At 61.7% G+C, this 13,183-nt stretch carries 11 protein-coding genes; 2 read left to right on the forward strand and 9 right to left on the reverse strand.

The genetic code is table 11. The annotated features are described in order from the left end of the window. Positions 1 to 1,582: 1,582 nt before the first annotated feature. Complete coding sequence (locus A9974_RS02150; protein WP_025140381.1) at positions 1,583 to 1,789, reverse strand: cold-shock protein; 207 nt, start codon at positions 1,787 to 1,789, stop codon at positions 1,583 to 1,585. A 234-nt stretch (positions 1,790 to 2,023) separates the two neighbouring features. After that, on the reverse strand, positions 2,024 to 3,058 hold the full coding sequence (locus A9974_RS02155; protein WP_183002507.1) for an AbrB family transcriptional regulator: 1,035 nt from the start codon (positions 3,056 to 3,058) through the stop codon (positions 2,024 to 2,026). A 114-nt stretch (positions 3,059 to 3,172) separates the two neighbouring features. Between A9974_RS02155 and A9974_RS02160 the strand changes: the two genes are divergently transcribed. Beyond that, a complete protein-coding gene (locus A9974_RS02160; protein WP_183002508.1) occupies positions 3,173 to 4,339 on the forward strand; it encodes a pyridoxal phosphate-dependent aminotransferase in 1,167 nt (388 codons plus the stop codon). 171 nt (positions 4,340 to 4,510) lie between these two features. Here A9974_RS02160 and A9974_RS02165 read toward each other — a convergent pair whose 3' ends face one another. The 5 genes from A9974_RS02165 to A9974_RS02185 all read right to left on the reverse strand — a co-directional run bounded on the left by A9974_RS02165 (position 4,511) and on the right by A9974_RS02185 (position 9,849). Next, complete coding sequence (locus tag A9974_RS02165; protein ID WP_183002509.1) at positions 4,511 to 6,037, reverse strand: tripartite tricarboxylate transporter permease; 1,527 nt, start codon at positions 6,035 to 6,037, stop codon at positions 4,511 to 4,513. Continuing rightward, complete coding sequence (locus tag A9974_RS02170; protein WP_183002510.1) at positions 6,034 to 6,471, reverse strand: tripartite tricarboxylate transporter TctB family protein; 438 nt, start codon at positions 6,469 to 6,471, stop codon at positions 6,034 to 6,036. The genes A9974_RS02165 and A9974_RS02170 overlap by 4 nt, the downstream gene beginning before the upstream one ends. A gap of 116 nt (positions 6,472 to 6,587) precedes the next feature. Then, complete coding sequence (locus tag A9974_RS02175) at positions 6,588 to 7,586, reverse strand: tripartite tricarboxylate transporter substrate binding protein (protein WP_183002511.1); 999 nt, start codon at positions 7,584 to 7,586, stop codon at positions 6,588 to 6,590. A gap of 111 nt (positions 7,587 to 7,697) precedes the next feature. Next, entirely contained in the window at positions 7,698 to 9,074 is a 1,377-nt protein-coding gene (locus tag A9974_RS02180) for a sensor histidine kinase (protein WP_183002567.1), read from the reverse strand. A 97-nt stretch (positions 9,075 to 9,171) separates the two neighbouring features. Continuing rightward, positions 9,172 to 9,849, reverse strand: a complete 678-nt coding sequence (locus tag A9974_RS02185; protein ID WP_183002512.1) for a response regulator — start codon at positions 9,847 to 9,849, stop codon at positions 9,172 to 9,174. Between the two features lie 492 nt (positions 9,850 to 10,341). Here A9974_RS02185 and A9974_RS02190 point away from each other — a divergent pair, with 492 nt between their 5' ends. After that, positions 10,342 to 11,730 (forward strand): ClcB-like voltage-gated chloride channel protein, encoded by a 1,389-nt coding sequence (locus tag A9974_RS02190; protein WP_183002513.1) that lies wholly within the window; start codon positions 10,342 to 10,344, stop codon positions 11,728 to 11,730. A 77-nt stretch (positions 11,731 to 11,807) separates the two neighbouring features. On the opposite strand, the gene pcaG is transcribed toward A9974_RS02190, so the two are convergent. Both pcaG and pcaH read right to left on the reverse strand, forming a co-directional pair. Next, positions 11,808 to 12,419, reverse strand: a complete 612-nt coding sequence (pcaG, locus tag A9974_RS02195) for a protocatechuate 3,4-dioxygenase subunit alpha (RefSeq protein ID WP_183002514.1) — start codon at positions 12,417 to 12,419, stop codon at positions 11,808 to 11,810. Positions 12,420 to 12,422: 3 nt separating this feature from the next. Continuing rightward, the gene (gene pcaH / locus A9974_RS02200; protein ID WP_220805812.1) at positions 12,423 to 13,163 is read right to left on the reverse strand and encodes a protocatechuate 3,4-dioxygenase subunit beta; all 741 of its coding nucleotides are present in this window, start codon (positions 13,161 to 13,163) and stop codon (positions 12,423 to 12,425) included. Positions 13,164 to 13,183: the final 20 nt, after the last annotated feature.

The raw sequence follows: 13,183 nt of genomic DNA on the forward strand, positions 1-13,183 counted from the left end.
CAGCGAGCGAGCCGTCGGATTGAATGTCTCCGGTCATTCGGTTGAAACATATAGCCCGCGACACCCAGCCTCCTAGACCCGCTCCATCCATCAGGAATATGGCGAGACGCGCGCATGGAGAGAGTGCCATTTCAATGCGTCCCCGCAATTCGCCGGCTACCCCTAACGCGAGAGCATTCCAACGGGCACCAAAATCCCGGCATTCTGCCAGCAGTAACTGCATCCCATCGCGCCGCACCGCCGAACACCTCGGATCCGAACACATCGATTTATCAACAACCTCAGCCGCAACCCCGGGGCGCGTGGAGAGTCCGTTTCACGTGGAACAACTTTGGGGATAACTTGAAGGACAGCAAGCCAGACGCTGGCGAAAACACCTTTGCTTCCGCACGTTCAAGAGCGGGTGAAGCCAATTACCCAGATTCAGGAAAATGCCCAAATTGGCAACGTCTACATAGAGAAATCAGGATCGGACGGCGTGACATGCCAGTCCTGGGATGCGCGCCGTCGGCCCGGCGTCGCGACCGCAACCGAACGAACTCCAGCAGTCGAACATCGGTGGAAAAAAGTGTGGATAAGTCGCCGCTATCGATTCAATAAGCTTTCTTAAAGCTGGATTCGGCCGTCACTGAAATCATCCGCCCGCGCCTCCGGCGCATATCTCTAGAAATCACGGATGCAACGCCCACCCCTGGGAACTTCGATGTGATCAAAAAGTCCAATCGCGGCTTAATTGCCAGCTCAAGTGGACGCGGCACTTATCCCCAAGGTTATCCAGGTCGAGATCACGTCCGCCCCTTGTGCACAAGTCGCCGCGAACCGTTTGATCCAACAATCATCTTGCCTGCCCCACAAAGCCAACGCCATCATCCTTTTGGCGGAGTCGACGCGTACAAAGGTTGTGGAAAAGTCGCGGAGTCCAAATCTTGCGAGAATCTCGCTTTCACGTGAAATCGACAATGGCCGCATCATGGCCTCAGCGGCCGGGAATGGAAGACGTTTGAAAGCGCAACCAGAGCCATCCCGGATGGCTTTCCCCATTTCTATCCACAGGTTGAGCACCCTCCATTCGAACATTCAAGGCGTAATTCTGTGCATAACCGGGATGGGGATATCTTTGTGAACAACCGCGTCCCCGACGCGCTGAAAAGTACTCAGCGTCTGGAGAAAATCGCATAAGAATCTCCAGCGACGGCAAGAAAACTGGCCAGCCGAAATGACGTAACCACATGGTTTCCCTAGGGAAAAGCCATGTTTTTCATGAAACACCAGGTCGTCAGCCTGCCGCCAGCGACGGCAAGCCAAACGCCGTGAATTCGATTCCGAACGCATCGAAAAATGTGCAAAACCGGGATTTCAAAACCAAGGTTGCTTCATTACTGAGCAACCAGATACACATGCCCAAAAATAATTATCCACAAACTTATCCAAGGTTAGAGGATATGTTAGTAATCACTAACTTTGGGTAATCGGTGGAAGAAAATCGTCGCCTGGCCGGAATGAAACAACGCCCCAGACCGTGAGGTTCTGGGGCGTTGTAGCCAGGTTCAACCTGGCGGACGGGAAATTGGGATTTCCCGATTTAGAGCGGGCGAATTTCGGCCGCTTGAGGTCCTTTCGGACCATCCTTGACTTCGAATTCGACTTCCTGCCCTTCGTTCAGGCTGCGATAGCCGCGGCCCTGGATGGCGGAAAAGTGTGCGAAAACATCGGTACCGCCGGTGTCCGGCGTAATGAAACCGTAACCCTTGTCAGCGTTGAACCACTTAACTTTGCCCTTCTGAGCCATTTTCCTAGCGTCCTGTAATTAACTCGAAATGCAATGAATCAAGGACGCCGTGAGAACTGAACGACCGGTAGGGATACCTGCGTTGCTGCTGCGTTCTCGCATGCCGCAAAAGCAGCAGAACGAGTCCGCGCGCTGCTTGAATCAACTGCGGAATCAGCATACTCATCCGACATTACAGACTCATATAGTTGTTTACCCCAATGTCGTATTTTTCTGACTGGAAGCTCAATACCGTCATGCGGAATTAGCCTGCCTCCGCGCCAGAAATGTGTACATCGGCCCGGTCACGATCACCACGAAAACCATGCGCGTCACATGAAAGGCCGTGACCACCGGAACGCCCAGCTGCAGCACCTTTGCCGTGATCGCCATCTCTGCGATGCCGCCCGGCGTCGTGCCCAGGATCAGCGTCGGAATAGGCGCCGCCGACCATAGCGACAACAGCGCGCCCAGGCCGAATGCCAGAGCCAGTGCAATCACCGTGAACACCGCCACGGCAGCGATGAATCGCGGCGCCGCACGGAAGAAATCCGGCCGGTAGCGGTCGCCCAGCGACCACCCTATAAACAACTGGCCTATCTTCGGCACGAAGTCCGGCAACGCCGATAGCTCGATACTGTTGCTGGTCAGGAGCATGGCCACCAGCATCGGCCCCAACACCCACGGATTGGGCAGCCGCAGCTTCATGAAGAACAAGCCACCGATACAGGTCAAGCCCACCAACGCCGCGAGGCCTGCGCCATGCACGGTGCGAGGCCCCGGCACGGTTGGATCGATACCCGCCACGCCCCACCATTGGAAAATGAAAGGTACCGTCAATACCACCATCAGCACGCGCACGCTGTGCGCGGTGGCGACGCGGTCGATGCGCGCGCCATGGCGCTCCGCCAGGCTGGCCATCTCGCTGGCGCCACCCATGGCGCTCGAGAACCATGCGGTCTTGAAATCGGCATCGGTGCAACGCCGCAGGATGGCGGTGCCGATGAACGCCAGCCCCAACGCGAAAAGCATGCCAACGATGATCGGCCCGGCGTTGGAGCCGATGTGCCCGATCACCTGCGGCGTGAAGTACAGGCCCAGCGACGTGCCGATGACCCATTGCCCCGCGTTGCGTGCGGGCCTGGGACATACCGTACGCAGGCCGCCAATCCGCACCGCCGCCGTCAGCAGTAGCGCCCCCAGCATCCAGGGCAGCGGGATATGCGCCCATACCGCCAGCAATGCTCCCGCCAACGCGATCAGCAAACCGCCGAAGACCCTCAACAACATGTTCTGCACCACGACACCGTCCACGCCATAAGCTCATGAGAAACCGGAATTATGAGTTAGTGGGATACTTACGAAAACTCTCGTGCATACCTAGTGTTCACCTTCGCGTCCACCATGATCCGATCAAAACTTCCCGACGTCGGCACCACCATCTTCACCGTGATGAGCCGCCTGGCCATCGAGCACAAGGCCATCAACCTGGGCCAGGGCTTTCCGGATTTCGATCCGGATCCGGCGCTCTGCGCGCTGGTCAGCAAGGCCATGGCCGACGGCCATAACCAGTATCCCTACATGCCCGGCGTGGCCCCGCTGCGCGAGGCCATCGCCGCCAAGACCCAGGCGCTGTACGGCCGCGCCTACGACCCCGAAACCGAGATCACCGTCACCAGCGGCGCCACCGAGGCGCTGATGGCAACCGTGCTGGCCGCCGTCAACAGTGGCGATGAAGTCGTGGTCATCGAGCCCTGCTACGACTCGTACTTGCCCGCCATCCGCCTGGCCGGCGGCACGGCCGTGCCCGTGCCCCTGCGCGCGCCCACCACCGATGATCCCTACTACCGCATCGACTGGCAACGCGTGCGCGACGCCATCACGTCCAAGACACGCCTGTTGATGCTGAACTTCCCCCACAATCCGACCGGCGCCGTGCTGGACGACAGCGATCTGGATGCGCTGGAAGCCATCGTTCACGATACCGGCGTGCTGCTGGTATCCGACGAGGTCTACGAACACATCGTGTTCGATGGCAAGCCGCACGCCAGCGTGGCGCGCCGCCCGCTTCTGGCCGAGCACGCCTTTGTCATTTCCTCGTTCGGCAAGACTTATCACACCACTGGCTGGAAGATCGGCTACTGCTGCGCGCCGCGACAACTGAGCGCCGAACTGCGCAAGGTGCACCAATTCATGGTGTTCACGGTGCCCTCGCCGATGCAGTTCGCGCTGGCCGAATTCATGCGCGATCCCAAGCCTTACCTGGACCTGCCCGCGTTCTACCAGGCCAAGCGCGACCGTCTGTCGCAAGGCCTGGCCAAGACGCGCTTCAAGCCGCTGCCCAGCCCCGGCACGTTCTTTCTGCTGGCCGACTACAGCGAAATTTCCAAGCAGAGCGAAGCCGACTTCGCGCGTGACCTGACGGTGCGCCATGGCGTGACGGTGATTCCGGTTTCCGCGTTCTACCAGCGGCCCGATGCCGCCGAATCGAACCATCGCATCGTGCGTTTCTGCTTCGCCAAGAAAGACGCCACGCTGGACGCGGCACTCGAACGTCTGGCGCAAGTCTGACGGCGCCGGCACGGCACGGAAAAGCCCCGCAAGGGGCTTTTTTTCGTCCAGCCTAGACAATCCCGACTGACCGTAAAAAAAGGAGCGCCGTAGCGCTCCCATGCAATAGCCGGTGCGGGATTGCGCGGCAGGCTTACGGGCGTCAACCCGCAAACCTGTCCGCGAAAAACATCACACCGGCTCGGCGGCAACTTGCTTGGCCCGGCGCATCCGGCGAAGAACCTGCGGCACGATCACCACGGGAGCGGCGGCGGTCCACAGCGTGATCGCAACGGGGCTGCCGAACAGCACCGACACGTTGCCGTCCGTGATCGACAAGGCACGACGCAGGTTCTGCTCCATCATGTTGCCCAGCACCACCCCCAGCACCAACGGCGCCATCGGTACGCCGAACTTGCGCAGCAGATAACCCAGCGTGCCGATGCCCACGACCAGCAGCAGGTCGAATGTGCCCGAGTTGATGGCGTACACGCCGATATAGCTGATGCACAGGATGCCCGGCACCATCAACCAGGCAGGCACCGACAGCACCTTCGAGAACACGCGCACCATCGGCACGTTCATGATGAACAGCAGCACGTTGGCCACGAACAGCGATGCGATCAGCCCCCATACCAGTTCCGGCTTCGATTCGAACAGTACCGGGCCCGGCGTGATGTTGTAGAGCGTAAGCGCGCCCATCATCACCGCGGTGGTGCCCGAGCCCGGCACGCCCAACGTCAGCATCGGCACGAACGAGCCGATGGCCGAGGCCGTGGCGGCCGCTTCCGGCGCGACCAGGCCGCGCATGTCGCCGCGGCCGAACTTGGCGTCCGGGTCCTTGGCTTCGATGATGCGCTTTTCCTGCGAGTACGCCACCGCGGCGGCCACGCTGGCGCCGGCGCCCGGCAACACGCCCACGCCGAAACCGACGAAGGCGCTGCGCACCACGCTCCACCAGGTGAACGCAAGCTCTTTCAGATTGAAGAGCTTGCGACCGCTGGGCTTGACCTCAAGGCTATGCCCGGCCATCACTTTTTCCAGCATTTCCAGCATCTCGCTGACGGCGAACAACGCGATCACCACCACCACGAAATCGATGCCGTCGGCCAGGTGCACGGACTCGAAGGTATAGCGGTATACCCCTGAGTTCGCATCCACGCCGATCACCGAAATCGACAGGCCGATCATCGCCGCCAGCACGCCCTTGACCGGCTGCTTTCCAAGCAGGCTGGTCAAGCAGCAGAACGCGAAGATCATCAGCACGAAGTATTCGGCGGGACCGAATGCCAATGCCCATCTCGCCAACATCGGCGCCAGCAGGATGATGCCGACCACCGACACCAGCGCGCCGAAGAACGCCGACCACGCCGATAGCGACAACGCCACGTTCGCCAGCCCCTGGCGAGCCAGCGGATAGCCGTCCAGCGTGGTCATGATGGCGCTGGCTTCGCCCGGCACGTTGAGCAGGATCGACGTGATGCGGCCGCCATATTCCGCGCCCACGTACACCGCCGCCAACAGGATCAGCGCGGTCTCGGGCGGCAGGTTCATCGCGAACGCGATCGGGATCAGCATTGCGACGCCGTTGATCGGCCCCAGTCCGGGCAGCACGCCCACCATGGTGCCGAAAAACGAGCCGATCGCCGCCACCAGGATGTTGGTCCACGAGAACGCAACGCCAAAGCCGATCGCCAGATGATCAAGAATTCCGCTCATATCAGGTTCTCCAGCAGTCCGCCGGGCAGGACCACGTCCAGCACCTTGTCGAACAGCACGTAGAAGAAAGCGCTCATGACGACGCCGCCTATCGCGCACTTGACCCAGCCGCCGCCGAACAGGCGGCCGACAAACACCGTCATCAACGCGGTGGCAAGGATGAAGCCCAGCCACTGGAACAGGAAGGCGTAGGCTGCGGCGAACAGCACCATCATCACGATGCGCACGTTGGCGCCGGCGGGATTGGGCTCGACGTGGTTGCCGCCCTTGTACGCCAGCCGCAAGCCGCACAGGCCGATGATCAGGGCCAGCAGCAACGGGAAGGCGCGCGGGCCCACCGGTTCATAGGCAAAGGGCGCTTCGATGCCCCACCCTGCCCAGGTCATGAAGGCCGCCAGCGCAAGCGCAGCGATGCCCAGGATTCGATCGTTCATGATCAGCTTTCCGTTGGTAGAGGGACCGCGCGGCGCAGGCCGTCCCCGGCCGCGGGCATGGCCGGCGGCAATGGGGGCGCGCATGCCGCGCGTGGTCGAATGGAAGACCTATCGGCTTATTTCTTGACCAGGCCGAAGGTGTCGGCCAGTTCGGCGTATTGCTTGACCTGCAGCTTCACGTACTCGTCCAGCTCGGCGCCCATCTTGTTAAAGGGAAACAGCCCCTGCTGTTCGCGCAGCTTGGCGAACTCGGGCGCGTCGGTAACGCGCTTGAACGCCGTGACCCAGAACTGGTAGTCGGCGTCGGATACCTTCGGCCCCACATAGAAGCCGCGGATGATGGGCCAGACGATGTCGTAGCCCTGTTCCTTGGCGGTGGGCACGGTGCCCAGCTTGCCCGGCAGGCGCTGGTCGTTGAACACCGCCAGCACGCGAATCGGCGCACCGCCTTCCAGCATGGTGAAGGCTTCGGCGGCGTCGCCCATGTAGGCCTGGATATGGCCGCCGCGCAGCGCCGTGACAGCCTCGCCGCCACCTTCAAAGGCCACGAACCGCATCTTCTTGAAATCCACGCCGGCCGCCTTGGCGGTCAGCGCGGCCTTCATCCAGTCCTGGCTGCCCACGGTGCCGCCAGCGCCCAGCACGATCTTGGTCGGATCCTGCTTGAAGGCTTCCATCAGGCCCTTCAGATCGGTGTAGGGCGAGTCGTTGCGCACCACCGCCACGCCGTAGTCGGTGCCGATGGCAGCCAGCCAGCGCACGTCGTTGACGTTGTACTTGCCGAACTTGCCCTGCGCCAGGTTCAGCAGCGAACCGCCCGAGAAGGCCACGATGGTGCCGGGCTCGTTGGGGTGCTGCGCCACGATATTGTTGTAGGCCACCGCGCCGATGCCGCCAGGCATGTAGACGATGCGCATGGCGCTTTTAAGCGCGCCGCTTTGCTTCAAGCCTTCGGTGGCCAGGCGGCAGGTCAGGTCGAAGCCGCCGCCGGGCTGGGCCGGTGCGATGCATTCCGGGCGGCGCGGTTCGTCGGCGGCGTGGGCAGCGCCCAGGGACAGGGTGATCGCGCCCAGCGCCGCGACGGCGGCCAGGCGCAGCTTCAAGCTGGTCTGCATTCTTGTGTCTCCGAGATTTATAGGTCTAGGTATGGCTGGCTACCCCGGTGGCATGCAGCAAGGCGGGTCCAGCGGATGCAACCGTACAAAACCGAAGCTTTCTAACACCTTTCAAAAATTGCCATTTTCCTGATGCGCCGCAACATTGGCGGCCGATTCCAGGGAAAACACCAGGGATGCGCGCAAGCCGGGCAACGGAGCGCGGTTCTCCAGCACCAGGCGGGCCCCCAGGACCTCGGCGATGGTGCCGACGATAGCCAGCCCCAGGCCGGCGCCCGGCTTGTTCTTGCCCGCGGCGCCGCGTCGAAAGCGCACGCCGGCGCGGGCAATGTCCTCGGCTGACATGCCAGGGCCGCTGTCTTCCACGGCCAGGCGGGCCTGGTTGCCTTGCCGGGTGACCGACACGGTGACCACGCCGCCGGGCGAGGTGTAGCGGATGGCGTTGTCGACCAGATTGCCGACCGCCTCGCGTAGCAGCCAGTCGGCGCCGTCGACCGTGACCGGCCCTTGCTCGGCCTCCAGGCCGATGTCCAGCTGACGGGCCCGGGCGGTGGGCAACAGGTTGCGGATCACCCCGTCCGCCAGTTCGGCCAGGTCGACCGGTTCCGGGACGAAACCGCCTTCGGCCACGGAAGCGTCCTTGGCGCGCGCCAGCGCCAGCATCTGGTTGGTGGTGCGTACCGCCCTGTCCAGGCCCTCCTGCATCGCCAGAAGGGCTGTACGGACCTCCTGGGGGCATGTTTCGCGCAAGGCATAGGCGGTTTGCGTCCGCAAGACCGACAACGGCGTGCGCAATTGGTGCGAGGCATCGTCCAGGAACTGGCTCTGGACCCTCGCCTGGGCCGCGTAGCGGGCCATGTGGAGGTTTACGGCGCCGACCAGGGGTAGGACCTCACCTGGCAGGTCGGACGCGCTGACGGGGCTTAAATCGTCTGCAGGACGCCTTTCCAGGTCCTGCCGCAACCGGGCCAGGGGACGCAGGGCCATGAAAACGCCCAGGACGATCACCAAAACGCTGATGAGAATCACGGCCAGGTCGCGCTCGACCGAACGCACCAGGACCTGGTGCAGGAACGCCTGGCGGCTTTCCAGCCCTTCGGCGACTTGAACTATAACCCGTCCCCCTTTATTCGCGTACAGCGGCGGGTCCATCGTCCGCGCCAGGGCGGCGACCCTTACCGGGGCACCCAGGTAGGTCGCGTAGAAAAACTGCGGTTCGCCAGAAACCAGGGGCTGGGTCGGCATGGGTAGCCCGGGATGGCCGATTTCGGCCAGCCCGTCTTCGGTCGCTACCCGGTAGAACACGCTGCCATTGGCCGTCAGCTCGAAAAATTCCAGCATCAGGTACGGCTGCTCCATGGCTAATCCACCGCTGGCTGTGGATATGTTGTGGTCGATCGCGCGCAGCGCGCCGGCGAGCGACCGGTCATAGGCAATGTCGACCTGGTTGCGCAACTGGTGGTTCGACAGCCACAACGCGCCCATCATCACCAGGACCAAAGTCGGAATCAGCCACCACAGCAGCTGGGTTTTCAGGGTGCGGGTGCGGTTTTTTTTCCCGGAAATCGCCCTTTTTTTTGGAAAACTAGTTGTCAACAGCGTTCTCCAGGCAGTAGCCCATGCCTCGCATGGTCGTGATCTGCACGCCTGTTTCCGTCAATTTTTTGCGCAACCTGTGCACAAGTACTTCGATGGCTTCGAGGTTGATGTCGGCATCGTCGGTCACGATGCGATCGAGGATCTGCTGCTTGTTGATGGGTTCGCCGCTTTTCTGGATCAGTACTCGCAAGACCGAATGTTCACGTGGGGATAACTGCAAAGGCTGTCCGGAGACCGTGAATTTTTGCGCGGAAGTTTCGAAAACCAGGTTTCCCAGGGTCAGCCGCGGATGTTCGCGGCCACGGCTGCGTCGCACGAGCGCGATCAAACGCGCTTCCAACTCTTCCACAACAAAGGGTTTCGGCAGGAAATCGTCCGCCCCTTGGTGAAGCGTCCCGATTTTTTCGGCCAGTGAATCGCGCGCGGTCAAGACCAGCACCGGCGTACGGTCGTCCCGCGCGCGAATCTTCGCCAGCAAAGTATGGCCATCCATGCCCGGCAGTCCCAAGTCGAGCACGACGGCATCGAATTCTTCGACGGCCAGTCTTCTTTCGGCAACCAGTCCGTCATCCGCCCACTCCACCACGAAGCCCGCATGTCGGGCCAGGCTTCTGGCCAACCAGCGAGCAAGTTCAGCTTCGTCTTCTATCAGGAGGATGCGCATGGACGGAGTCCGGGGGGGCGTGGCTGGGAGCTAGGAGAAAGCATGTTTGTCTTTTCCCTGTATTTCTCTTTATATAAAGACTAATGATTAATAAGGCCTGTGGATAACTACCTTAACCTTGGAAACCTGTTCTTTTTCATGAGCTTGCGAGCGTTTTTGGCTGTGCAAGAACTCTGTGTGGGAAAAAAGCCGAAGTTGGACAAGATTTCGGGCGAGGTCCAAAACCCCTGCTTGTTCAACTTGCCTCCACACAATGTGCACAACCTGCCGCCTTAGGAGTTATCCACAGGCCTCTTTCTGGAGACGAGGGTAGGAAGCGGCACTTTTACCCCGAAAAACAGCCCGTTGCCTACCCTGGTTTTCGCCCCTTTCCAGCCCTTTAAAGGCCCCTGGATGCGCCTCGAAAATCGGCCCCGCGAGGGGTGGAGTCCCTGCTCCGGTTGACGTTCTGCTGAACAAAAAATGAGCAGCTTTCCGCCGTAGAATCCGGCCATGGCACGACAAATCCGAATCAAGAAACCGGCTTGGGCGACCTGGCTGAGAGGCCGTTTGCTCGCCGACAATTTGCCCGCGACGCTGTGCGCCGCGGCCCTGATGGGACTGGCCGGCGCGCTGGCCACGGTGATATTTCGCGAACTGCTGGGCGCAATCCAGATGTTGCTGGGCGGGGCCGACGAACCGCACGGCATGGTGTCGCTGGCGCGTGGCCTGGCGCCTTGGGAGCGATTCCTGCTACCCGCCGTGGGCGGGGCGATCGCTGGCGTGATCCTGCAATGGGCCGCCGCGCGCCTACCTCGGCGCGGCGCGGCCGACTATATGGAAGCGATCTCTATCGGACGAGGCGTGATCGGCTTCCGGCAGACCGTGGCGCGCAGTATTTCTTCTTTGTTTTCAATTGGTTCGGGGGCGTCGATCGGTCGCGAAGGCCCGATGGTGCAGCTGGCGGCGATGTTCTCGTCGTTGTCGGGGCGCTACCTGGTGTTGCCCCCTCGTCATCTGCGCCTGCTGGTGGCCTGCGGCGCCACGGCGGGGATCACCGCGGCCTACAACGCGCCGATTGCCGGCGCGCTGTTCATTTCCGAAATCGTCTACGGCGCCATTTCGTCGGCCACGCTGGTGCCGCTGGTGGTGTCTTCGGTGGTGGCCAATATCGTCACGCGCCAGATCCTGCACTACGACGCGGTGTTCCACATGCCGCCGTTTGAGTTCGTATCCGGTTGGGAAGTCGTCAATTACTTGGGGCTGGGGTTGATCGCCGGCCTGGTCGCGCCGCAATTCCTGCGATTCCTGGACACGTCAAAAGCGCTGTTTCGGCGCATGCCGCTGCCGTTGTGGGCCAGGATGGCGGCCGGCGGCATAGTGGTGGGCGCCTTGTCGGTGTTCAAGCCCGAGGTCTGGGGCAACGGCTACAGCGTGGTCAACAGCATGCTGCACAGTGAATGGGCCTGGCAGGCCGTCGCGGCGGTCTTGTTGTTCAAGATCGTGGCGACTGGCGCCAGCGTGGGCTCGGGTGCGATTGGCGGCGTCTTCACGCCTACGCTGTTCGTGGGGGCCGCGGTGGGCGCCCTATACGGTTCTGGCCTGCACGCCCTGTTCCCCGCGGGTGATCTGTCGGCGGTGTCGAGCTACGCCGTGGTGGGCATGGGGGCGCTACTGGCCGCCACAACCTATGCGCCGCTCATGTCGATCTTGATGATCTTCGAGATGACGTTGAGCTATGAAGTGATGCTGCCATTGATGCTGGCCTGCATTACCGGCTTTGTCATTGCGCAGCGTATCCGGCCGGATTCGGTCTATGCCAAGTCGCTGGCGAGCAATCGGATTGCGCGGGAAAATGTGCGGTCCGGGCCTGTGTTGTCGCCAAGTAAAATAAGTGAGTAAAAACTCATTTATTTGTGGAAAAGCCCTAAATCTAGGGCTTTTCCATGAAGACTCGCTTCAGTCCAATATCTTGGGAATCAAAGGTCGAAGAAGACGGTCTCGTCCGCGCCCTGCATATGCACGTCGAACTGGTACGTTACCTCATTGCCTTTCTGCACGCGCCGGGCGATCAGGGTATGGCGGCGCTCGAGGGGCACGGCGTTCAGTATCGCGTCGCCAGCATTGGCCTGTGTCTCATCATCAAAGTAGACGCGTGTGAACACATGCAAGAGCAGTCCGCGCATGGTGACGATCATGTCGATGTGGGGGGCCTCGTCCGCGGATTGAGCGCCGGGCTTTACGGTGTCGAAGCTGTATCGCAGTTGTGCATCGGTGCCTGTGCCGCTGCGGCCGATGCCGCGAAAGCCGCTATTTAACGCGTCTTCGGCGTTGCGTGGATATGCGCCGTCGCCGTCCACTTGCCAGATCTCGACCAGCGCATCCGACACGGCGACGCCGTCGCCGTCCAGCACCCGGCCTTCCAGCCGGATGCGTTCACCCTGCGCATGGCGCAGGGCCACTACGCTGTCGTAGGGCTGGTTGAAGTCGTAGCCGTACTGCGCGGCCGCCAGACCGTAGGCGAAGTACGGGCCCACCGTCTGCGATGGGGTCTGTCCAAAATTGTCTTCAAGTCCGTGCATCATGGGCATGCCTCACTGATTCTCAAACGGGGTTTCGCCGGCGCCGCGCAACACAATGTCAAAGCGATAGCCCAGGGCATAGCCTTCCTGCGTAAGGTCCAGGCTGAAATCCGCGACCAGCCGGCTGCGCGCAGCCGGCGGCGTACCGGTGTACATGGGGTCGTACGGCAGCAGCGGGTCGCCGGGAAAGTACATCTGCGTGACCAGGCGGCTGCCGAAGCACTGACCGAACAGGGAGATGTGGATATGCTGCGGGCGCCAGGCGTTGGGGTGATTGCCCCACGGGTAGGCGCCCGGCTTGATCGTCAGGAAGCGATAGCGCCCTTCGCCGTCGGTCATGCATCTTCCCGCTCCCAGGAAGTTGAGATCCAGTGGCGCATCGTGTTGATCGGCCTTGTGCACGTAGCGGCCGGCAGCGTTGGCTTGCCAGATTTCCACAAGCGTATTGCGCACCGGGCGGCGGCGGTCATCCAACACTTGACCTGCGAGCACCATGCGTTCACCGATGGGATCGCCATTGCGGCGGGCGTTGCGGGTCAGGTCATGGTCGAACTCGCCGATACAATCATGGCCGTAGACAGGCTGACGCAGCTCGCCCAGGGCCGCTTTCAATGGCACCAGGGGTTGTCGCGGCCCGCGCTTGGCGGTCGAGCGGTAGCCCTCGTAGAGATAGGCGGGATGGCTGTTCCAGTCTCGCGCCGACAGGCTGGCAGCGGCAATCCGCTGCGTCAGGGAGGTGATTGCGGTTTTCATCGAAGTCTCCATGGGTCAAT

The sequence above is a fragment of the Achromobacter sp. UMC71 genome (assembly GCF_014170305.1).
Taxonomy (GTDB): domain Bacteria; phylum Pseudomonadota; class Gammaproteobacteria; order Burkholderiales; family Burkholderiaceae_B; genus Achromobacter.

What these genes read in the sequence shown, in the direction of transcription:
- A9974_RS02150 (WP_025140381.1), bottom strand. Translation starts at nt 1,789, where the DNA reads ATGGCTCAGAAGGGCAAAGTTAAGTGGTTCAACGCTGACAAGGGTTAC.
- A9974_RS02175 (WP_183002511.1), bottom strand. Translation starts at nt 7,586, where the DNA reads ATGCAGACCAGCTTGAAGCTGCGCCTGGCCGCCGTCGCGGCGCTGGGC.
- A9974_RS02185 (WP_183002512.1), bottom strand. Translation starts at nt 9,849, where the DNA reads ATGCGCATCCTCCTGATAGAAGACGAAGCTGAACTTGCTCGCTGGTTG.
- A9974_RS02170 (WP_183002510.1), bottom strand. Translation starts at nt 6,471, where the DNA reads ATGAACGATCGAATCCTGGGCATCGCTGCGCTTGCGCTGGCGGCCTTC.
- pcaG (WP_183002514.1), bottom strand. Translation starts at nt 12,419, where the DNA reads ATGCCCATGATGCACGGACTTGAAGACAATTTTGGACAGACCCCATCG.
- A9974_RS02190 (WP_183002513.1), top strand. Translation starts at nt 10,342, where the DNA reads ATGGCACGACAAATCCGAATCAAGAAACCGGCTTGGGCGACCTGGCTG.
- pcaH (WP_220805812.1), bottom strand. Translation starts at nt 13,163, where the DNA reads ATGAAAACCGCAATCACCTCCCTGACGCAGCGGATTGCCGCTGCCAGC.
- A9974_RS02165 (WP_183002509.1), bottom strand. Translation starts at nt 6,037, where the DNA reads ATGAGCGGAATTCTTGATCATCTGGCGATCGGCTTTGGCGTTGCGTTC.
- A9974_RS02160 (WP_183002508.1), top strand. Translation starts at nt 3,173, where the DNA reads ATGATCCGATCAAAACTTCCCGACGTCGGCACCACCATCTTCACCGTG.
- A9974_RS02155 (WP_183002507.1), bottom strand. Translation starts at nt 3,058, where the DNA reads ATGTTGTTGAGGGTCTTCGGCGGTTTGCTGATCGCGTTGGCGGGAGCA.
- A9974_RS02180 (WP_183002567.1), bottom strand. Translation starts at nt 9,074, where the DNA reads ATGATGGGCGCGTTGTGGCTGTCGAACCACCAGTTGCGCAACCAGGTC.